Source organism: Methanonatronarchaeum thermophilum (assembly GCF_002153915.1).
GTDB lineage: Archaea > Halobacteriota > Methanonatronarchaeia > Methanonatronarchaeales > Methanonatronarchaeaceae > Methanonatronarchaeum > Methanonatronarchaeum thermophilum.
In genome coordinates, this window is sequence record NZ_MRZU01000005.1 from 1 (window position 1) to 20,000 (window position 20,000).

The following is a 20,000-nucleotide window of genomic DNA, read 5'->3' on the forward strand; positions in this document are numbered from 1 at the left end:
TAAATTCGAAACAACATCTTATCTTCGCACCAAAACGGTAACCTTGAATCACTAAAGTATATATGTTAAATTTAATTAACCTGAAAAATGGTTCTTGTTTTTTAGTTTTCCAAGTTTTTTATTAGGTCTTGTAGGTCTGGATGGTTCTGGTGTTTTTTTGCTCTTGATGTTAGTTCACTTATGTTTTTCTTGTTTGATAATTCTTCTCTAATTTCTTGCCATTTTTTATGCCTTAATAATATTCTAGCAGGTATTGAGTCGATATCTAGTATTTTAGCAATGCTTAATCTATGGCTAGCAGTGTTATTATGAATAAATTCACCATTTCTAGATATATTCAATGTAAGTTCATCATAAAAATTGGTTTGTTTATATCCCTCTTTTTTGATTTTATTAAAAAGATTATCAAACTTTTTTAATGTTTTCATAAGTTTCTTTTCATTTCCACCTTCAAGTTTTTCATACCTACTGTTTTTCCATCTTTTATTAAAATCACAAGTTTCAAGTAATTTTTCCTTAAATTTTGTTTCTTTCCAAGGTACATTATGAACAAAGTGTTCTATAAATCCTTTATGGAAATCTAGTTCATTCCAACTTTTTGTTTGTAAATCCCAGTTTGAATCCGCTACCTTTCCTATATTCTTGTACTTATGGGGTCTTTGTCGAGAATCATTTTTAATAAAATCGTTTTCAACTGGTAACTGGATTTTTTTAATTTTTTTAGGTTCGACATAAACTATTTTAAAGGGATTAGCATCAGAGAATTCATATCGATTTTTTCTACTAAGTAGTAGGTATCTATAATAGCCTACCATGTTAGTTTTTAGTCTCCTTGAAGGAGTAGGTGATGGCCTAATATACTTATAAGTTGAATTGATTGCTGATTTCAACCCTTCTTCACTATACACTTTTCTAAATGAATCCAAATTTTTTTTAATTGATCTCAAAGAATTAATCACCAAAGTCAATTTTTAAGATTTTTTATTCATAACTTTTAGATCTGGATGGTCAAGATATTTTTTGCCTTTTTATTTAGTTGTTTTTTGTTTTTGGCTTTTAAGATTTCTTTTCTTAGTTCCATCCATTTTTTGTGTCGGACCATGACTCTAACTGGTATTTTATCTAGCTCGAGAAGTCTTGCGATGATGAATCTATGTCTTCCTTCATCGAAAATTAACTGTCCATCTCTCCCGATATTTATTCTGACTTCATTTTTTTGTGGAGGGTAGTATATTAGTTTTTTTTGTTTTAATGGAACTTCTTCAGATTTTGTTTTGTTTTGTATTTCTTTCTGTGTTTTGTAGCCTTCTTCCTTTATTGTTTTATATAGTTTATCAAGTCCTTTGATTCTTTTATTAAGTTTTTCTTTGGTTCCAGTTCTCTTTTTGGGTCTTGGGCCTCTCTCCTCTATTTTTTGGATCTTTTTTTGGTAGTACTCGGTTTCTTTCCATGGGATACCTTCTACAAAATGCTTTTTAAAATTTTTATATTTAGAGTAGGTTTCGATTGGAATTAAAAACCTGTTTTCTTTGGTTTTATTTCTAATTATTTTGTATTCAGAATAATCCTCTAGTTTATTTTTATCCCAGTTCCCACTCAGTGAATAAGTGAATAAACTCCCCTTAAAACGTGGTTTCTGCATATACTCAACCTTATTTGGGTTTATCTCTATGATTTTGAGTGGGTGTGGCATTGCACGCCTATATCTTAGTTTATCTTTTATATACCTATAGAGAGCGATTAAATTGCTTTTAAAGTTTCCTTCCTCAAAATAGTCTAATAAATATCTTAAAACACCTTTAAATCCATTTTCCTTGTATACCTTCTTAATTTTTCGGTAATATGAATTCTTAATCTCGTTATAAACCATTAAACTACCTCTAAAGGCTACTGGTAAACCTATTAATCTTACATTGATTATTTTACCTGTTCAAAAATAATATTTCTCTAATTAAATTTTGTATTACCACTGTATTACTAGTGCTTTTTTTAATTTAGGTATAAAGACATCCTCTTATTCGAATTAGGTTGTTTGGTGATTATTTTGTCTGGTGATGTAAGTCAAATTAAGGTAGATATGGAGAGCTGTCGGGGTTGTAGACGTTGTGAAATTGTTTGCTCTTGGGAGAAAAGCCGGTCTTTTGGTGAAAAAGGTGTTACTAATCCAAGGCGTTCAGGTGTGAAAGTCAAATCTGATGAGAAGAATGGTTTTTATCGCCCCTTGGTTTGTGATCAATGTGATTCAAAGGATTGTCTTGAGGTTTGTGATACTGGAGCTATAACGGTAGATAGTGGTGCAGTCGTAGTCGATTTTGATTTGTGTAGTGGGTGTGGTAGGTGTACTGATATATGTGATAAGATATGGATAGATCCAAAGTCTAGGGTAGCGGTTAAATGTGATTTATGTGGTGATGAAGAGCCTATATGTGTTGAAGCTTGTAAGCATGATGCTTTGAGGTGTATTTAATGTCTGATTGGTATGGTTGGAGTGGGAATGTTTTGGAAGTGGATTTAGATCGGGAGAAGGCTTTTGTTCGTGAGATGGATCGTGATGTTGCTAGGAGGTTTGTTGGTGGTGCTGGCTATAATGCTAAGGTTTTGTATGACCGGGTTGGGCCTGATGTAAGGCCTTTGGAGCCGGATAATGTGATTTGTTTTGGTAATGGCCCTCTTTCTGGTAGTTTGGCTCCTTCTTCTTCTAGGTTTACTGTGACTTCTAAGTCTCCTGTTACTGGTATTTTTGGTGATAGTAATTCTGGTGGTCATTGGGGTCCTGAGTTGCATAATGCTGGTTTTGATCATATTTTTGTTCAGGGACGGGCGGATAAACCAGTTTATCTATGGATTGATGACCATGATGTTGAGTTGAAGGATGCCAGTGATTTATGGGGCTGTGATACGTGGGAGACGACTGAAGCGATTCAAGAGGAGGTGGGGGATGATAGTGTTCGTGTGATTTCTATTGGTCAGGCTGGGGAGAATTTGGTTAAGTTTGCTTGTGTTATCTCCGATATGCATAGGGCTGCTGGCCGGACTGGTATGGGGGCTGTGATGGGCTCTAAAAACCTGAAGGCAATAGCTGTGCGTGGAACTAAAGGCGTTCAGGTTGCTGACCCCAGTTCTTTTTTAGAGGCTTGTAATGAGCTTGAGGAAGCCGTCATTAGTCATCCAAACTATGAAACTGTTTCAACGCTTGGTACAACAATTTTACAGCGAATTATTGACGATGCAGGTCTTGGTGGCTATAGACATTACCAAGGTGGTAGTTGGCCTGAGTGGGTTGAAGAATGTGGTGGCCAAACCTTACTTGAGAAGTATATTGTGAGGCATAATGGTTGTTATGGATGTCCAGCAAGCTGCAGCAGATACTACCATGTAAAAGAAGGGGACTATCAAACACGTGGTGGAGGTCCTGAATATGAGAATGTAGCGGCTTTTGGAGCGGAACTATGCAACATGAACTTGGCTTCAATCTTGAAGTGTAATACACTGGCTAATAAATATGGTCTTGACACAATGCACACAGGACATTCTATCGCTGTAGCAATGCATCTCTACCAAGAAGGTTTGTTAAGCGATGAGTTGGTGGGTGATGTTAGTTTGGAGTGGGGTGACCCTGACTCTATAGTTAGGTTGTTGGAGATGACCGCTTTCCGTAAGGGTTTCGGCGATAAGTTGGCTGAAGGAGTATCCGAACTGGCTTCACTAGCAGGTGATACTGAACGGGAGGTTGTTGTGGAGACTAAGGGTATGCGTGGTTCTCTCGGTGACATAAGAAGCCACTACCCATGGGCCTTGAATCAATGCACCGCCACAAGAGGTATGGATCACTTGAAGGGTCTTTCAGCTGCCTACCCAACCAAAGAAGTTGCCAAAAAAGCTGCCGACACAGAGGTAAATGGTGAGCCAGAGGGCGTAGAAGTTTTCCTTGGTAAAGACACATTCCATGTTGTATGGAGCCAAAACAGACACACAGTGGTTGACTCCCTCGGCCTATGCAAATATGAAGGGATTGTCATGAACCCACAGAGACTAAAAAACTTCAGAGACCTACTATCCAGCGCTACAGGAATCAACTACAGCCTAAAAGACCTATATACCGCGGGAGAACGAATATACAACTTGGAACGAGCATTTAACATCCGTGAAGGAATCCGTAAAAAAGACGACTACCCACCAAAAAGGTTCTTCAAAGAACCAATCCCAGACGGCCCCGCAAAAGGAGCAAAACTAGATAAACAGAAATATACAAAAGTGCTAGAGGAATACTACGAAATACGGGGTTGGAGAACTAAAGATGGAGTTCCCTCCAAAGATAAATTAGATGAACTCGGTTTAAACGAGGTTGCTATAGATATCCATGGATGATTAAAAGCCCATTATGGGCTTTTTATTTTGTTTTTATTGTCTCTGGGTTCATTTTTAGGTAATGTCCCTGACTTTGTACGTAGTTAATTAGGTTTCTGTAGGCCTTGTCTGTTCTGAGCGTTTCTGAATCCCCTATTAGTATTAATTTTCTTTTCGCCCTTGTTATTACGACGTTCAACCTACGTAGATCTCTTAAGAACCCTATCTCTTGTTCTGGGTTTGATCTGACAAGGGAGACTACTATCACTTCTTTTTCTCTTCCCTAGAACCCATCAACAGTCTTTATCTCCAGTTCCTCGATGTCCGGTAGTTCCTGTCACAGCAGGTCTACCTGAGCTTCATAAAGCGTAATCACTCCGATCTCACTTGGCTGTATACCCCTACTAATCTTTATATTATTTTGCATATGATTCTGGCTTCTCCCTTGCTTTGTCTGTGAGGTCTGTTAACTTGTGTTTTTTTACTTGGAGGGCTGCCTTCAGTTTGTTGTTGTAGAACTCCCTGTTCGGATACCTCATTATTTTGTTGTTCATTCTGTACTGGATTTATAGTAAGGCTGTGTTTTTGCCTGTTTTTTATATTATCTTTTCAAATTGTGTTTTGTTTAGACCTTCTTGTTTTGATTTTTCGTTTAGTGTTGTTGGTGGTAGTTGTTTGTAGTCGACCGCCATAATGACATTATTTGCTTTTGGTATTGGTATGAGGCAGGATGGCTCAGTTGCTTGTGTTGCTTCATCTATAAATAGAGATTCGAATTTCTGGTTTTCCATCAAATCGATGCCTGCTGTTGAGTTTTTAGTGCAGACAACATCTCCCTCACTTATCACTTTGTTTATGGCTTTTTCTTCCAGTTCATCTGATTTATTGAATAGCCTGTCTATCTGGCTCTGTAGTTCAATCCATTTGGCCATGCTCTTTATTTTGTTTGAAGGTATTCCCAGCAGGTCTCATTCTTATCTACGAGGTCTTTTATTGACTTGTTACTTAGGCCTCTTCTCCACCTACCACTCAGATAGGTATACTCTCCTTGTTTACTGAGTAGTTTGAAGGCTTTTTTCCTTGCTTTCTCAGCCTCTTTGTATTATTCTGTCTTTTGTATCAAGCTGTCAAGTGTATGTTACTTCAGTGTCTCTGTTACCCTTGATGGATGTCCTATCCTAACAACCTTCCTACCCCTACATATAACATTTCAACGAGGTTGTCGACGGCTAAGTTTGAGTCGGCTGTCGCAAAAACAGAGTCTCCACGGTCAACATGCTGCTCAGCTACCTATACCAAGGTAGTAGTTTTACCAGTTCCAGGCGGACCATGTATCAAAAAAGTTTTTTGCGACGAGTGACCACCGTATAGCCCGATGTTGAAACTCATTCAAACCTTTTTATTCGGTTCAACCGCCGGCTCCTGGTTTTTCTCTATTTTTTTTTGCCCAACAATTTTTTATTTATTTCTTTCTGGCTAATACTCGCCTCACTTAGTTTTTGGAAGGCGTCAAGCATTCTCTGGTAGGTTATGTCGCTTAAGTATAGGTCTATTCTAACTCCATTGCTGAAAACAAATCTAGGTGGCTTACCTGGGAATTCAACGGTTATTAAATGGTTTATTTCCTCTATCACGGTTCCAGTGGGATTTTCTTGGTTTAAAGGTACATTTTTACTTATCATCACAGGTCTCCAACTGATATCTCGTTCTCCGGTAACTCATCTCCCCTTGTTTTTAAGAACTTTATTTGGTATTTCTGACCGACTCCCCGTACTTCATCTCTTCCATTCATGTTGAGTATGGCCCTGCCTTTATCTTCTCACTCTCTAGGATAAATCTCTCTAATCTCAGAACGATGTCTCTCCATCTCTTATCTACGCTCAAGCTCAACAAGCTCTGAAAAATGTTTTTCATAACTACTGTAATCTTTAAAATTCATAGTTTAACCCAAAGATATTAAGTAAATCTTTAATTTTTCAATATTTATTTTTCAAAAAATATCTTTGGAAAGAAGTTTCTCTATAGACAAATAAAAAAATAACAAAATATTTTAAGTTTTCAAATGAACATATAAAAACCAATGATTAAAAAATGTCTTTATTCTTTTAGCCATAATTTGGATTCCTCACTAAATAAAATCATTTTGGAACAAGGGCTGAAACATTCATTTTTACATTTAACTAATAAAATTGGTCTAAAAAAGCTTAATGATTATTATATACAAAAAAAATGCCAGTTCCCTGAAAATCCAGATATAAATGATCTAAAAATGGTTGAGATAAATCCTAATGATGTTAATTATTATTACTTATTTAGTTTCCCTGTTACGGGAAAGGAAGCTGTTATAGGAGAAGGAACTGGTGATTGGGATAAACAAAAAGTTCCATTAGAAAAATGCATTTTATATCGATCGATAAGAGAAAGATTTTTAGACGGAAAAGACTGGCCTGAGACTGAAATTTATAGAAAATCAATCAGGCGTATAAACAACGGGCTCAGGGGATGGAACACAAGAAGTAAAAAAACTATTGAACAAATAAATAGAAAATGCGAAAAAATAGATTTAGTTTATAGACAAATAAGGGATAAAGGCTATAAATCTCAAGAGGAACTTTTCTACTTAGAGAATAACAAAAATATTAAATCACATACAAAATCGGTAAGAGATTTTCGCGTTCCAAGTGAAATAGGGGTTTCTGTTGGGCGTAACGGAGAACTAATTCAAACTAGAGATGGGCGAAATAGGCTCTCTTTACTTAAAGTTATATCTGAAAAAGACGATATAGAATTCAAGGTTCCTGCGATTTTATATCTTTCTCATAAAAATTTCAACGGTCAGATTAAGGGTAAAAATCTGGATTTAAGCCATCCTCTTGTTGCTTTGAAATAAATTATTACCCAGTGTCTTATTTGGCTCTTTATTTGAATTTATAAAGTTTTTATAAATACTAATTTCATTTATTTGATAAGCAATTATAGGCACTGATATTATATTTTTCAAGTCACTATGTAGTTAGGAGTGGTATTATGAATGAGTTTAGGCGTTCTAAGGAGCTTTTTGTTCGGTCGCAGGATTGTTTGGTTGGTGGTGTGAATAGTCCTGCTAGGTCTTATAGTCCTTTTCCGATTTTTATGGAGGATTCTGAGGGTTCTAAGATTTATGATGTTGATGGGAATGAGTTTATTGATTACTCGCTTGCTTTTGGTCCTCAGATTTTTGGTCACCGGCACCCGAGGATTAAGCAGGCTGTTGAAAGGCAGTTGGAGCGTGGTTGGGCTTTTGGAACCTCTACTGAAAAGGAGGTTGAGTTGGCTGAGCTGGTTTCAAAACATTATAGTAGTATAGATAAGGTTCGTGTTGTGAACACGGGTACTGAAGCTACTATGTCTGCATTAAGGCTTGCTCGTGGATATACGGGTCGGGATAAGATTGTTAAGTTTGAGGGTGGTTTCCATGGGGCTCATGACTCTGTTTTGGTTCAGGCTGGTAGTGGTGCTTCAACACATGGAGCTCCAGACAGTCCTGGAGTACCCCGTGAACTAGCTGAGAAAACGATTGTTTTGCCGTGGAACGATAAAGAAAAACTTAAAAGTGTTTTTGAAGAGATAGGGGGTGAGATTGCTTGTGTTATTGCGGAGCCGGTTTTTGGTAACGCTGGTTGTATACCGCCTAAAGATGGTTTTCTAGAGCTTATACGAGATCTGACGAGTGATTATGGGTCTTTGTTTGTGCTTGATGAAGTTATCACTGGTTTTCGTGTTTCTATGGGTGGTGCTCAAGAACTGTTTGGTTTGGAGCCTGACCTAACTACCTTGGGTAAGGTAGCTGGAGGTGGATACCCGATAGGGATTTTCGGTGGAAAACAAGAGATCATGAAACACTTGTCTCCGGAGGGTGATGTATATCAAGCAGGTACTTTCAGTGGAAACCCAGTTACCACTGCAGCAAGCATAGAGGCAATAAAACTCCTCAAAGAAGACAATATAATTGATAAAGCGAACAGAAAGGGAGAAAAAATACGCAGTAAACTTAATAAGGCGGTTAAAGGATTGCCAGTGAATGTTGAGGGGATTTCGTCTATGTTCTCAATATTCCTCTGCAGTGAAGAGATTAATGATTATGGTGATTTAGAGAAATGTGATTTTGAGGCCTATACAAAGTTTCATAGGGAGATGGCTAAGAATGGCGTGTATCTACCGCCTTCCCAATACGAGTTATGCTTCATATCATATGTGCATTCAGATAGAGAGATAGAAGATACTGTTGATATTGCTAGTGATGTGTTGGAGAAAGTATTATGATTCGTGTTGGAACAAGGAAAAGCCGGCTTGCACAAGCTCAAACTGAGAAGGTAGTTGAAATACTGGAGAGGGAGACCGGCCGTAGCTATAGTATTCAGACGCTTGAGACACTTGGTGATAAAGAAAACTGGAAATCGATAGAGGATATCGAGGGTGAGGGTGTTTTCACTAGGGAGCTCGATGAAGCATTGCTCAACGATGCTATCGACCTAGCAGTTCACAGCTGCAAAGACGTACCTACCCGAATGCGCAGTGAGATCATGATCTCCGGCTATATAGAGAGAGGGGCTGCGAACGATGTGTTGGTTGGTGGTGCATTAGATGAACTACCGGAAGGCGGTGTTATAGGTACTGGAAGTCCTAGACGGCAAGCTATAATCAAGAAGTTAAGGCCCGACCTTAAACTTAAGTCGATTCGAGGAAATATCGACACACGGATACGTAAAGCGATAGAGGGTGATGTGGATGCTGTTATGTTGGCTGAAGCCGGTTTACATAGATTAGGGTTGGAGGATAAGATTGATTATCGATTTAAAGTTCCAGAAACATTGCCCGCGCCTGCACAAGGCGCATTATGCATAACATGCCGAGCAAACGATAGAGAAATGGAAGAAATATGTAGTGCGGTAGACCATAAGCCGACACGGTATTCAGTTTTTGCTGAACGAGCAGCCATGAACGAGTTTGGTTATGGATGCACAACACCGGTAGGTGCCTACGGACAGGTAGGTGAAAAACTGGTTTTCACCCTTGAACACATAGAGATTGGGGAGAGAGTCAAGGTAGTAGGTGACCCTATAAATGCAGAAAAAATCGGTAGAAAAGCAGCTAGAATGATAATGGATAAAAACGATGTGTTTGAAAATGACAGGTAAAGTATATTTAATCGGAGCTGGACCCTCCAGCGACCTAATAACCCAGAGAGGACTAGACATAATATCAAAAGCAGACGTAGTTGTACACGACCGCTTGATAGACAAAAAAATACTAGATAAAGCTAGAAAGGACGCAGAGATAATAGATGCAGGAAAAAAAGCAGACAAACACAAACTAAAACAACACGAAATCGAAGAAATATTGGTAGACCGAGGAAAAAAAGGAAAAACAGTAGCACGAGTTAAAGGCGGCGACTCATTCCTATTCGGACGCGGAGGAGAAGAAATGCTATCACTCAGAAACGCCAACCTAAAATACGAAATAATACCAGGAGTAACAACCGCAATCTCAGTACCCGCCAGATTCGGAGTCCCAGTAACCCACAGAAACGTATCATCATCACTAGCAATAGTAACAGGCCACGAAGACCCAAACAAAAAAGAAAGCACAATCAAATGGGACCAAATCTCACACGCAGAAACAATAGTAGTCCTAATGGGCGTAGGAAACCTACCAAAAATAGTCAAAAAAATACTAAAAGTAAAAGACCCAGAAACACCAGTAGCATCATTCCAAAACGCATACACAAAAAAAGAACGTGTCATACACGGAAAACTAAAAAACATAACAAAAATCGCAGAAAAACAAAGCCTAAAACCACCAGCAGTCACAGTAATAGGAAACGTAGTAAAACTAGGAGAATTCTGGAAAAACAACCAACAAAACCAACAAAAATAACAAACACCAACCCCAACCAACAAAACTACTTAAAAACAACCCGAGAACCCACGCCAAACCCCTCCCATAAATTTTTGGTATTTTTTTATTCGATTTCTCTAACAGTTTTTCCTTCCATTTCCTCAACAGGTTCTTTGATTTTTTCTTCAACAACTGAAATATCTCTGATTACCTTACCGATCAACAGACCCCCCACAATTAGATTTACATAATACGTGGATAGCCTCCATAGTAACACTAATACTCCTATTGAAGCTGCGCCGGTTAGTGCTGAATACACTACAAACCCTCCAACTTCTGCCATACCACTACCGCCTGGAGCTAATGGTATCAACAAGAATAGTAATACAAGGAAGTATCCGAACCAAACGGTAAAGAAATCGACCTGGCTACCCATCCCAACAAAAAGTATATACGGAATACTGAAGTGGATGCTCCAATATACAACTGTTAAGAAAAATGCCCCAAGTAGGTATTTTCTTTTTTGCCGAATAAACATCCATAATATTCTATGGAAAGAGTCGATCTCTCTATAGATTTTTTCCATTGTCCCTTCTCTAAAATTCTCAATCGGTTTCTCAAATTTACTGAAAAAACCTTTGATCAAATGTGGTTTGAAAAACCCTAAAACTAAACCAAAAACCGATAAACCGAGTATAATGGCTCCCATTGTGAAAGCGATATCTAGGTTTGCAATCTGATCGAACTGTTCCCTCAAATAAAACATACCAACTAAAGCGAACAAGATTATGAATACAAAATCAAGGGCACGTTCAGCAAAAACAATAGCGCTCGCACGACCAGCATACCCCTTCTCCTTACCAATCAAATAAACACGCAACGGCTCACCACCAGCATACGACGGAGTGATACTAGCAACAAAAGTACTGGACACCACAATCTCAAAACTCTTCCTCAAACCCAACTTAATATCAGAAGCACGACTGAAAACATCGATACGTAAACTCCAAAAAACCCAACCAACAACATGAAGAACAACAGCCAAAACCAAAAAAACAGGGTCAACAGCCCCTAAACTAACCAAAAGATCCTCACCCTCCATCAACAACAAAATCAACGCCAAAGTAACAACACTAACAGACACCGAAACAACAAACAACTTCCTAAGACTACTCAAACAAAGGACCTCCCACACAATATTATAAACAAAACAGAATAAAAAGCCCGGAAAAAACTAGATAAACAAACTCTTAAGCAAAGAAAATAACTCGAATTTGGCATAGAAAATAACTCCAAAACTTTTTAATACATATGGTTTTTGGACTAATGTTTTATTGGTTGAGGTAGTATTTATTTTTGAAGATGGAAGAATCTTATTTAGGTATAGATGAAGTTGGTGTTGGAGAGGCTGTTGGACCCCTTATTATCGGATACGTATTGGTTGATAATCAAGAACTTTCTTTATTAAGTTCTCTCGACTTAAGAGATCCTAAAAAACTAAATCGAAACGCTATTCAGAGGTTGGGGGATGAAATTTTTTCTATCGCTAAAACTGGAACCATAGTTATTTCGCCAACAGAGATTGAGTCACTGAAAGAAAACGGGACACCACTACAGGAAATCGAAGACAAATCGATAATCTCACTTATAAACTCGATATCACCCAGCCACCTATACATAGACTGTTACTATCCAACCACTAAAATGTTGAGAACCAGAATAACACAGGGATTAAACGGCCAAAGCCGAGAAATCAAACTACACATAAACCACCGAGCAGAAGAAAAATGGGACATAGTCTGCGCCGCAGCAATCATAGCAAAAATACACCAAAAAAGAAACCTAGACAGACTAAGAAACATACACGGGGACATATTCGGAAGCGGCAACGCAAGCGACAGAAAAACACGAGAATTCATACAAAAATTCAACAAAGAAACACTACCATACTACGTCAGAAAAAACAACCTATAAACCAAAAACAAACCAACCAGCCAAAACCATATCCAAAAAAATTATAATGTAATATCTTAAGTCTAAAGGTCATTATTAGTTGATAATATGAACATTGATACTACAAAAAAAGGTTATATAAATGGTACACACAGGGTTATACCTCCTAAAGAGACTTTGGAGAAAATCGAGCCTTTAAAGGAGGATGTGGGTATAACCAGGGTTGCCGACATAACAGGTTTAGACCGAGTTGGAATACCTGTATACTCAAGTATCCGGCCAACCGCTGAGAAGGGCGCTATCTCGGTGTACAATGGCAAGGGCAGTACTGAAGCGGAGGCTAAAGCTTCAGCTATTATGGAGGGAATAGAGCGATACTCTTCAGAACTTCATGATCGAGAGTTGGTTTTCGACAGTTACTCTAACCTAACTCAAAAAACAAATGTCTTAGACCCAAGAACCCTAATATTGCCGGAAACTACGCCAAACCCATTGATGGCTCGTATATCTTGGATTAAAGGCTATGACATGATGCAAGATGAAGAGATATATGTTCCTGCAAACGCAGTTTTCCATCCCTTGTCTCCAGGTAAAAAAGGCAGTGGACTATTCCAAACGAATACAAATGGGTTGGCAAGCGGAAACATTCTGGAAGAAGCAGTATTCCATGGATTAACAGAAGTTATCGAGAGAGACGCGTGGTCACTTGCAGAAGCAGCTAGAGACACAGGCCCCAAAATCAACCTACAAAACCAAGAAATAAACAAATTAATCGAGAAGTTCGAACAACAAGATATCTCAATAATAATTCGAGACCTAACCAACGACATCGGAATACCTACATTTGCAGCAGTCTCAGAAGACAACAAACTACAGGACCCTGCCCTACTAACAATCGGAATGGGCACACACACCGACGCTAGAGTTGCAATAAAAAGAGCAATAACAGAAGTAGCCCAATCAAGAGCAACCCAGATACACGGAGCACGAGAAGACACCTTAAAAGGAGACAACAAACGTAAACTAAAATACAAAACCGTAAAAAACCAAAACAAACATTGGTTCAACAACCAAAACACCAAACAATACCAAAACCTCGAAAAAATCTCATACATAAAAGACGACTTCATAGACGACATAACCCACACACTAAAACAACTAAACAAAAACGGAATACAAAAAGCAATATTCGTAAACCTAACCCTACCAGAAATAGAAGTACCAGTAGTCCGAGTAATTATACCCGGACTAGAAGTATTCGCAGTAGACCCAGAAAGAATAGGAAGGAGATGCCACAATGCCAGACAAAAAGGTAGTTGTGTTCGTGGGGCCAAGCCTCAAACATAAACAAGCCAAAAAAATACTAAAGGCAGACTACAGACCCCCAGCAGAAAGAGGAGACATCAAAAAAACCAGCCAACAAAACCCACACACAATCTGCCTAATAGACGGAGTATTCTCACAAGACTGCTCAGTATCACACAGAGAAATACTTCAAACACTCCAAAAAAACATAAAAGTCATCGGAGCCTCAAGCATGGGAGCGCTCAGAGCCTCAGAACTCGACCGATACGGAATGAAAGGAATCGGCGAAATCTACCAAAGATACAAACAAGGAACAATAAACTCAGACGACGAAGTCGCACTCACATACTCACCACAAAACTACCAACCACTCTCAACACCCCTAATAAACATACGATACAACCTAGAACAAGCCACACAAAAAAACATAATAACCCAAAAACAAATGGAAAAACTCATACAAAAAACCAAAAAAAAATTCTACCCAAAAAGAAACTACAACCAACTACTAAAAACAGCCAAAAAGCACCCCGAAATCAACCACAACCAACTAAAACAATTTCTAGAGGAATATAAAGTTGATTTGAAGAAGGAAGACGCAAAAAAAGCCCTAAAACACATAAAAAACCAACAAAAAAACTAAACCTATATCATGTCTCGATCATTAAGTTTCTCGGAACTAACCAGTTATTTCCTCCAGCTAGAGGAAACCAGGTCTCGAAATGAGATGACCGATATCCTTGTAGACCTATTCAAGGAAACCCCAAATAGTGAAGTGGATATTGTCTGTTACTTGGTTCTTGGCCAGATAAACGCGGAGTATGAAGAGGAGGTGTTAGGTCTCGGTAACAAGATGGTTGCCAAAGCGATCTCAATCGCATCCTCCAAATCAAAACAGGAGGTCCAGGAACTCTTCCGAGAAACTGGAGACCTTGGAACTGTCGCAGAAAAAATCTCTGGCGAGACAAAGACCTTAAACTCATTTTTCGGAGAACAAAAAGAACTAACCGTAACAGAAGTTCATCAGGGCCTAAAAGACATCAGTAGGTTTGAGGGATCAGGCTCCTACGACAAAAAACTCAGAACACTAGCAGGTCTTATAACCCGCGCAGATAAGGTTGGTGCCCGTTACATCGTTCGTATATCACTGGGTAAGCTAAGGCTTGGAATCGGAGCCATGACATTACTTGACACACTAGCAAAAACCTACACAGGAGATAAAAAGAATCGGCCTGAAGTTGAACGTGCCTACAACATTTCAAGCGACGTCGGCCTTGTAGGCAAAAAGCTAGCCTATAAAGGACACAAAGGTCTCGAGGATATAGAGGTAGAGGTAGGTCGGCCGATAAGGATGATGTTGGCGCAGAGACTCGAAAACCTGGATGAAGTTAAAGATAAACTTGAAGATAGGTTTGCTGCTGAAGTTAAGTACGATGGCGAGCGGATGCAGATACACAAGAAAAATGATGAGGTAAAGATCTATTCAAGACGAATGGAAGACATAACCCATCAATACCCAGATGTAGTAAAAGCCATAAATCAATCCATCGGTAGTAAAGAGGTTATTGTGGAGGGGGAGGCAGTTGCCTACAAAGATGGAGAGCTACAGGATTTCCAGACATTAATGCAGCGTAAAAGAAAATACGACATCCAGAAATATGTAGAAAAAATCCCAGTAAAAATCTTCCTATTCGACATGCTGTACAAAGAAGATAGTTTGCTTGATAAACCATTTCCAGAAAGACGCAAAAAGCTTGAACAAACAATATCCGAAAATGAAATTGTAAAATGCTCAGATATAATCAAGACGACCGAGTTACGTGAAGTAGAAAAATTCTTCAATAAATCGGTAGATGAAGGGCAGGAGGGAATTATGATTAAATCCTGCTCCAAAGACTCGATCTATAGAGCCGGAGCCAGAGAGTGGTTATGGATAAAATGGAAAAAAGACTATGAGACAAGGATGTCCGACACCGTAGACCTAACAGTAGTCGGTGGGTTCGCAGGAAGAGGAAGAAGATCAGGTTTATATGGCGCTCTATTATGCGCTGCATACAACAAACAGAAAGACATCTTTGAAACCGTCTGCAAACTGGGAACCGGATTCTCAGACGAAACACTAGAAGAACTACCAGAAAAACTAAAGCCATTTGAATCTGAAAAAAAACCAGCGAGAGTCTCTTCAAAGATAGAGCCCGACCAGTGGTTTAAACCGGAGTTTGTAGTTGAAGTATTAGGTGCTGAATTAACAAAAAGTCCAGTTCACACAGCAGGTATAGATACAATAGGGAACGAGGGGATTGCAATTAGATTTCCTAGGTTCATAGGGTTTAGAGCTGATAAAAAATCCGAAGACAGTACCACCACTAAAGAAATAATGGTTATGTATGAAAAAAATTAGTAAAGTAATTTCTATTAAAGTTTCCACTTAGAAAGAATGGAAAGTTTTTTATGTTGGTGCTCAGCACTCAAAATCTTCTTCATCAAATCTGTCAGGCCAAGGTCATCATTGCACCAACATCAAATATTATCTTTAGGTGTTTTTTATACGAGAAATATATAGTTTTTGTTTTTTTAAATTAATTCTTTAAATATCATTTCAGTTTCTCTTGCTAAATCAGTATAATCTTTGTTATATTGATTGTATTCTTCTAAATCTTTATTTTCAAAAATATCTATTACATCAAGAATACTTTTTACAAAGTTATCTAGATTGGAGGTTTTCAATAACTCAAATTCTTCTTCTAATTCAGAGCAACCACATTTATCAGACACTAAAGCGGGGGTTTTACAAGATATGGCCTCAATAGGTACATTCCCAAATGGTTCATAAATCGCTGGATGTATCAATAATTTGGCGTTTGAATAGTGGATATATAAATCTTTTTGTTTCTCGATGTGAGGTTTATGTGAAAAAAAATCTATATTGTTTTTTCTTTTTAGTTGTTTTATAACTTTGTCAAAAAGGGTTTTATTTCTAACCTCTCCGATATGTATTAGTTTTAAATTTCTTTTCGAGATTTCATTAACAATTTCAGGAATTAGATGACAGCCCTTACGTTTTGTAAATGTACCCACCATTAATACTTCATCCTTTTTACTAAGGTCATTAGAGTTTATATTAGTGGGTATAGTAGGCACAGCATTATGCAAAACGTTTGAATCATAACCATATTCACTATATATCGAATTGGACAGCATTCTACTTACGGTTATAATTTTACTAGATTTTGACAAAATTTTTTTCTCAAAAAAAATCTCCCCTTTAATATAATTTTTGTAAAGTAGGCTTTTGTTAATTGGTAAAGAAAGCTGATTAATCCATATGTTATGGCATTTAGTTATTAAAGGGGCTTTAGGTTCGATTAATGCCGCTGAATTTCCATGAGAGTGTATTACATCAAAACCTTCATTTTCTATTAAATTATTTACTTTCTTTTTAAGTTTAATCATAAAATATAGTTTCTTCAAAAAATCTGTATCTTTTATAGATAATAAATCGCTAACTGGGATGTAATGAAGATTTAGTTTGTTATATATTTCATCACAGAAATTGAGGTTTTTAGCATTCTCTATGGTTAAAACATGAACTTCATTACCAATCTCTGATAGCGCTTTAGATAAATTTAAAGCATGATAAGCCATTCCTCCGAATGATCTAGGGGGAAACTGATGAGTGATATTTAGAATTTTCATACTTAAATGATCATTTATTTTTAAATTTCTAGTTATATAATTTCACTTTCTAATTTTATTCGAATCCTCTTTTTTTAATGATTAAGGTTTTACAGCTTTTTTTGTTATCTTTTTTTTCTAAGATAAATTTTCGCATATTTGATTTCATTTTCTCAATTTTTATGGTGTCGTATGAAATATCTTTTATTAGTTTTCCACCAACTGGGATAAGTTTGTTTTTGTTGATATCTGTATATACTTGGTTTGAAAGTAGGATTGGGAATTCTTGTTTTTTGGCTATACTTAATAGATATAGGATTTGATCAATCATATCGAAGTTATTTTGTTTGTCGTTGAATCCTATGTATGCTGGAGAGTCTAGGATGACTAATCCGATGTCGTGTTTTTCGGTTATATTTTTGATGTTTTTTACGGCTGATTCATGTTTTGTTAATGAGTTTGTTTGGAAAACTATGACATTTGATGCGATTTTTTTAGGGTTTTTTTCATTTATTATTTGTTTAAATCTTTCAGCTGAGAATCTAGGGGTCGCAATATAAATTACTGTTTTTTTATTCGCTATTTTAGCTGCTACTTGGAGGCAAAAAGTTGTTTTACCTGAACCCGATTCTCCGTAAATATGTGTAATGGAGTTTTTTTTAAGTCCTCCTGATAATAAATTATCAATCTCATCAATTCCTGTTGGTATATTCAATTGATATCCTCCTTAGCTTTAAGTAAGGCTCTTGTTTTAACTTCTTTAAGTGGAGTACCTGTTTTTTCGGCAATTTTAACACAATCTTCATATTCAGGAGAAATATCAAATATTTCGCCGTTTCTAAATTTACCTATTTTGACATTAACTTCTTCATTGAATACTTCTACAATTTTAAATTTACGTTCAGCTATCAATCTATGTTTATCTCTAGATATTCTGACTCCAAGAGTGCCTGTTTCTTTTATTACAATTTCAGATAAATTTTCTAAATCTTCCTTTCTGGATATGACTTTTAAGATATTGCCTATTCTACCTTTTTTCATCAAAGCTGGTATAACTGAAACATCAAGGGCACCTTCTTTTAGTAGTTTATCGATCAAGTATCCAATTTCTTCTCCCTCAACATCATCTATATTGGTCTCGAAGGAGGTTACAGTGTCTTCAATTAGATTTTTCTCCCCTTCTCCTATGCATATTGTTAATAAGTTAGGTACTTCGAGTTCCTTTTTTCCTGCGCCACGCCCAATATCGGTTATTTTAATATGGGGAATAGTTTCTACATACTTATCAACGAAAACAGATAGTATTGCGGCTCCAGTTGGCGTTAATATCTCTTGTTTAACGGGGCCTCCAGAGAACTTCATATCATTTTCCTTTAAAATATTAAGTGTTGCAGGTGTTGGTGCAGATAATAAACCATGTTGAGTTTTGGTATATCCTCCTCCAACTTTTAATTCTGTACAGTATATCTTTCTACTATCCAATTTTAAATCGTAGTAGCCTACTACCGAGCCAACGATATCGGCTAGAGCGTCTGCTTTACCAACCTCATGAAATTCAGATGAAGAATTGTGAACTTTATCTTCAGCCTCTTTAAGGTTTTTCAGTATTTGAATAGATTTGTTTTTACTTTGGCGGCTTAAATTAGAGTTCTGTATTATTTGAACCATATCCTCAAATCTTAATTTTGAATCTGTAGAATCAATTTCAACTCTTAACCCGGAAATGGAGTTTCTATCGGTTTTTGAGACATTAACATTAATCTCACCAGCTTTATTTCCAACTTCTTTCATTTTTCCTAAAACTAAATCTACATTAGCTCCTGCATCCAACAAACTGCCTACAATCATATCACCTGCTGCACCAGAACTCGGAATGAAAACAGCCATATCTCTATTTTTTTTCATCATACATCCCAACTGAATTTTTAAATCGATTTAAATCTATAATTTAAGGAGAAAATTAAGTATAGTTCAATATAATTGGGTAAAAATCTATTAATCATTTTTTTTAAACAACTTGTCATATCTTTCAATTATTTTTTTCCAGTTATACTTACTCTTAAGTAGTTTTTCAAGTTCATTGAAGTCGTGGTTAATTTCAAAAGCTTTTTCTATTTTTTCTTTATAATTTTCTTTATCTATAAAAATAAAATATTTAGATAAATCTATACTGCTTAATTCGGAGTAATCCCTAATTATAGGTATACATTTGTATTTTAGAGACTCTAGTAAAGTTAAAGGAAAACCCTCCCATTTAGAAGGCTGTATTAAGAATTTACTTCCCCTTAACCATCTATTCTTTTCATCTTGATCCAAATATCCGTAACTTAAGCCATCTATCGAATCCCATGTATCCTGAAGTGAATATTTATTGGTTTTACCACCAATATGGACTCTATAACCCTTTGAAACCAAATACTTTGAGATTTCAGTAACAAACCCAATGTCCTTTTGAGGGTGATGCCTACCTAAATACACAGCCTTCTTATCTTTCTTAAAATTCTTAAATCCAGAGAAATCTACTCCATTAGGAACATAAAAAGGATCAACAAAACCATCCAACTTCCTTTTTGAATAAGGAGAAACTACGGTAACATTGGATTTACACATAAACTTAAAGAATAAATATTCAGCTACACGATTCCTCTGGTATTTAAACCAGCTATCCGAACTCCTAGGGATAAGCCCCCACAATCCGTGGACTGTAATAAAATCATCCCTATCCATATAACGATGCAAATCAATTGCAAGCCTTGTAGAGTGACACCAAACAAAATCCCCATCACAAATATGATCACGAGCTTTCTTAACATAATTTCTATCATAACTTTCAGAAAGATACC

General features: G+C 37.0%; 20 protein-coding genes and 1 pseudogene (1 of these 21 running past the window's edge). 10 read left to right on the top strand and 11 right to left on the bottom strand.

Annotation, left to right across the window (positions count from 1 at the left end; all coding sequences use genetic code 11):
* Positions 1–101 precede the first annotated feature (101 nt).
* Positions 102–947, bottom strand: coding sequence for a hypothetical protein (locus AMET1_RS07425; protein WP_086637862.1), 846 nt, complete (start codon positions 945–947; stop codon positions 102–104).
* 47 nt (positions 948–994) lie between these two features.
* The gene (locus AMET1_RS07430; protein WP_143406898.1) at positions 995–1,870 is read right to left on the bottom strand and encodes a hypothetical protein; all 876 of its coding nucleotides are present in this window, start codon (positions 1,868–1,870) and stop codon (positions 995–997) included.
* 174 nt (positions 1,871–2,044) lie between these two features.
* On the opposite strand from AMET1_RS07430, the gene AMET1_RS07435 reads away from it, so the two are divergent.
* Complete coding sequence (locus AMET1_RS07435) at positions 2,045–2,467, top strand: 4Fe-4S dicluster domain-containing protein (RefSeq protein WP_086637864.1); 423 nt, start codon at positions 2,045–2,047, stop codon at positions 2,465–2,467.
* Positions 2,467–4,368, top strand: a complete 1,902-nt coding sequence (locus AMET1_RS07440; RefSeq protein WP_086637865.1) for an aldehyde ferredoxin oxidoreductase family protein — start codon at positions 2,467–2,469, stop codon at positions 4,366–4,368. The genes AMET1_RS07435 and AMET1_RS07440 overlap by 1 nt, the downstream gene beginning before the upstream one ends.
* Before the next feature lie 22 nt (positions 4,369–4,390).
* Here the strand turns inward: AMET1_RS07440 and AMET1_RS07445 are convergent.
* The 4 genes and pseudogenes from AMET1_RS07445 to AMET1_RS07460 form a co-directional block, all read right to left on the bottom strand.
* Positions 4,391–4,618 (bottom strand): annotated as a pseudogene (locus AMET1_RS07445) (C-terminal helicase domain-containing protein); the annotation flags it as partial.
* 145 nt (positions 4,619–4,763) lie between these two features.
* Entirely contained in the window at positions 4,764–4,901 is a 138-nt protein-coding gene (locus tag AMET1_RS07450; RefSeq protein ID WP_086637867.1) for a hypothetical protein, read from the bottom strand.
* A 42-nt stretch (positions 4,902–4,943) separates the two neighbouring features.
* Positions 4,944–5,279 (bottom strand): AAA domain-containing protein, encoded by a 336-nt coding sequence (locus AMET1_RS07455; RefSeq protein ID WP_086637868.1) that lies wholly within the window; start codon positions 5,277–5,279, stop codon positions 4,944–4,946.
* 501 nt (positions 5,280–5,780) lie between these two features.
* Positions 5,781–6,029 carry a hypothetical protein gene (locus AMET1_RS07460; RefSeq protein WP_086637869.1) on the bottom strand — a complete coding sequence of 83 codons (249 nt, stop codon included), beginning with the start codon at positions 6,027–6,029 and terminating at the stop codon, positions 5,781–5,783.
* A gap of 398 nt (positions 6,030–6,427) precedes the next feature.
* Between AMET1_RS07460 and AMET1_RS07465 the strand changes: the two genes are divergently transcribed.
* From AMET1_RS07465 to cobA, 4 genes are all read left to right on the top strand, one after another.
* Positions 6,428–7,237, top strand: coding sequence for a hypothetical protein (locus AMET1_RS07465; RefSeq protein ID WP_143406899.1), 810 nt, complete (start codon positions 6,428–6,430; stop codon positions 7,235–7,237).
* 137 nt (positions 7,238–7,374) lie between these two features.
* Positions 7,375–8,649, top strand: coding sequence for a glutamate-1-semialdehyde 2,1-aminomutase (hemL, locus tag AMET1_RS07470; RefSeq protein WP_086637871.1), 1,275 nt, complete (start codon positions 7,375–7,377; stop codon positions 8,647–8,649).
* On the top strand, positions 8,646–9,524 hold the full coding sequence (gene hemC / locus AMET1_RS07475; RefSeq protein WP_086637872.1) for a hydroxymethylbilane synthase: 879 nt from the start codon (positions 8,646–8,648) through the stop codon (positions 9,522–9,524). The genes hemL and hemC overlap by 4 nt, the downstream gene beginning before the upstream one ends.
* A complete protein-coding gene (gene cobA / locus AMET1_RS07480) occupies positions 9,514–10,263 on the top strand; it encodes a uroporphyrinogen-III C-methyltransferase (protein WP_086637873.1) in 750 nt (249 codons plus the stop codon). The genes hemC and cobA overlap by 11 nt, the downstream gene beginning before the upstream one ends.
* Positions 10,264–10,348: 85 nt before the next feature.
* On the opposite strand, the gene AMET1_RS07485 is transcribed toward cobA, so the two are convergent.
* A complete protein-coding gene (locus AMET1_RS07485; protein ID WP_161490833.1) occupies positions 10,349–11,401 on the bottom strand; it encodes a lysylphosphatidylglycerol synthase transmembrane domain-containing protein in 1,053 nt (350 codons plus the stop codon).
* 185 nt (positions 11,402–11,586) lie between these two features.
* Here AMET1_RS07485 and AMET1_RS07490 point away from each other — a divergent pair, with 185 nt between their 5' ends.
* The 4 genes from AMET1_RS07490 to AMET1_RS07505 all read left to right on the top strand — a co-directional run bounded on the left by AMET1_RS07490 (position 11,587) and on the right by AMET1_RS07505 (position 15,883).
* Positions 11,587–12,198, top strand: a complete 612-nt coding sequence (locus AMET1_RS07490) for a hypothetical protein (RefSeq protein WP_086637875.1) — start codon at positions 11,587–11,589, stop codon at positions 12,196–12,198.
* 87 nt (positions 12,199–12,285) lie between these two features.
* Positions 12,286–13,524 (top strand): YcaO-related McrA-glycine thioamidation protein, encoded by a 1,239-nt coding sequence (locus tag AMET1_RS07495; protein WP_086637900.1) that lies wholly within the window; start codon positions 12,286–12,288, stop codon positions 13,522–13,524.
* Positions 13,475–14,125, top strand: coding sequence for a TfuA-related McrA-glycine thioamidation protein (locus tag AMET1_RS07500; protein WP_086637876.1), 651 nt, complete (start codon positions 13,475–13,477; stop codon positions 14,123–14,125). The genes AMET1_RS07495 and AMET1_RS07500 overlap by 50 nt, the downstream gene beginning before the upstream one ends.
* Before the next feature lie 9 nt (positions 14,126–14,134).
* Positions 14,135–15,883, top strand: coding sequence for an ATP-dependent DNA ligase (locus tag AMET1_RS07505; protein ID WP_086637877.1), 1,749 nt, complete (start codon positions 14,135–14,137; stop codon positions 15,881–15,883).
* 173 nt (positions 15,884–16,056) lie between these two features.
* Here AMET1_RS07505 and AMET1_RS07510 read toward each other — a convergent pair whose 3' ends face one another.
* The 4 genes from AMET1_RS07510 to AMET1_RS07525 form a co-directional block, all read right to left on the bottom strand.
* A complete protein-coding gene (locus AMET1_RS07510; protein ID WP_161490835.1) occupies positions 16,057–17,127 on the bottom strand; it encodes a glycosyltransferase family 4 protein in 1,071 nt (356 codons plus the stop codon).
* Between the two features lie 106 nt (positions 17,128–17,233).
* Complete coding sequence (locus AMET1_RS07515; RefSeq protein WP_086637879.1) at positions 17,234–17,872, bottom strand: ATPase domain-containing protein; 639 nt, start codon at positions 17,870–17,872, stop codon at positions 17,234–17,236.
* The gene (gene larC, locus AMET1_RS07520; RefSeq protein ID WP_161490836.1) at positions 17,869–19,062 is read right to left on the bottom strand and encodes a nickel pincer cofactor biosynthesis protein LarC; all 1,194 of its coding nucleotides are present in this window, start codon (positions 19,060–19,062) and stop codon (positions 17,869–17,871) included. The genes AMET1_RS07515 and larC overlap by 4 nt, the downstream gene beginning before the upstream one ends.
* 90 nt (positions 19,063–19,152) lie before the next feature.
* Positions 19,153–20,000, bottom strand: the 3' portion of a protein-coding gene (locus AMET1_RS07525) for a glycosyltransferase family 4 protein (RefSeq protein WP_086637881.1). Its footprint extends 136 nt past the window's final position; only the last 848 of its 984 coding nucleotides appear in the window; its start codon lies off the right edge, out of view; its stop codon occupies positions 19,153–19,155.

Coding starts and splice junctions, on each gene's coding strand:
- AMET1_RS07500 (WP_086637876.1), top strand. CDS start 13,475: ATGCCAGACAAAAAGGTAGTTGTGTTCGTGGGGCCAAGCCTCAAACAT.
- AMET1_RS07495 (WP_086637900.1), top strand. CDS start 12,286: ATGAACATTGATACTACAAAAAAAGGTTATATAAATGGTACACACAGG.
- AMET1_RS07430 (WP_143406898.1), bottom strand. CDS start 1,870: ATGGTTTATAACGAGATTAAGAATTCATATTACCGAAAAATTAAGAAG.
- cobA (WP_086637873.1), top strand. CDS start 9,514: ATGACAGGTAAAGTATATTTAATCGGAGCTGGACCCTCCAGCGACCTA.
- AMET1_RS07465 (WP_143406899.1), top strand. CDS start 6,428: ATGATTAAAAAATGTCTTTATTCTTTTAGCCATAATTTGGATTCCTCA.
- AMET1_RS07510 (WP_161490835.1), bottom strand. CDS start 17,127: ATGGCTTATCATGCTTTAAATTTATCTAAAGCGCTATCAGAGATTGGT.
- AMET1_RS07490 (WP_086637875.1), top strand. CDS start 11,587: ATGGAAGAATCTTATTTAGGTATAGATGAAGTTGGTGTTGGAGAGGCT.
- larC (WP_161490836.1), bottom strand. CDS start 19,062: ATGAAAAAAAATAGAGATATGGCTGTTTTCATTCCGAGTTCTGGTGCA.
- AMET1_RS07460 (WP_086637869.1), bottom strand. CDS start 6,029: ATGATAAGTAAAAATGTACCTTTAAACCAAGAAAATCCCACTGGAACC.
- hemL (WP_086637871.1), top strand. CDS start 7,375: ATGAATGAGTTTAGGCGTTCTAAGGAGCTTTTTGTTCGGTCGCAGGAT.
- AMET1_RS07505 (WP_086637877.1), top strand. CDS start 14,135: ATGTCTCGATCATTAAGTTTCTCGGAACTAACCAGTTATTTCCTCCAG.
- AMET1_RS07440 (WP_086637865.1), top strand. CDS start 2,467: ATGTCTGATTGGTATGGTTGGAGTGGGAATGTTTTGGAAGTGGATTTA.
- AMET1_RS07450 (WP_086637867.1), bottom strand. CDS start 4,901: ATGAACAACAAAATAATGAGGTATCCGAACAGGGAGTTCTACAACAAC.
- AMET1_RS07455 (WP_086637868.1), bottom strand. CDS start 5,279: ATGGCCAAATGGATTGAACTACAGAGCCAGATAGACAGGCTATTCAAT.
- hemC (WP_086637872.1), top strand. CDS start 8,646: ATGATTCGTGTTGGAACAAGGAAAAGCCGGCTTGCACAAGCTCAAACT.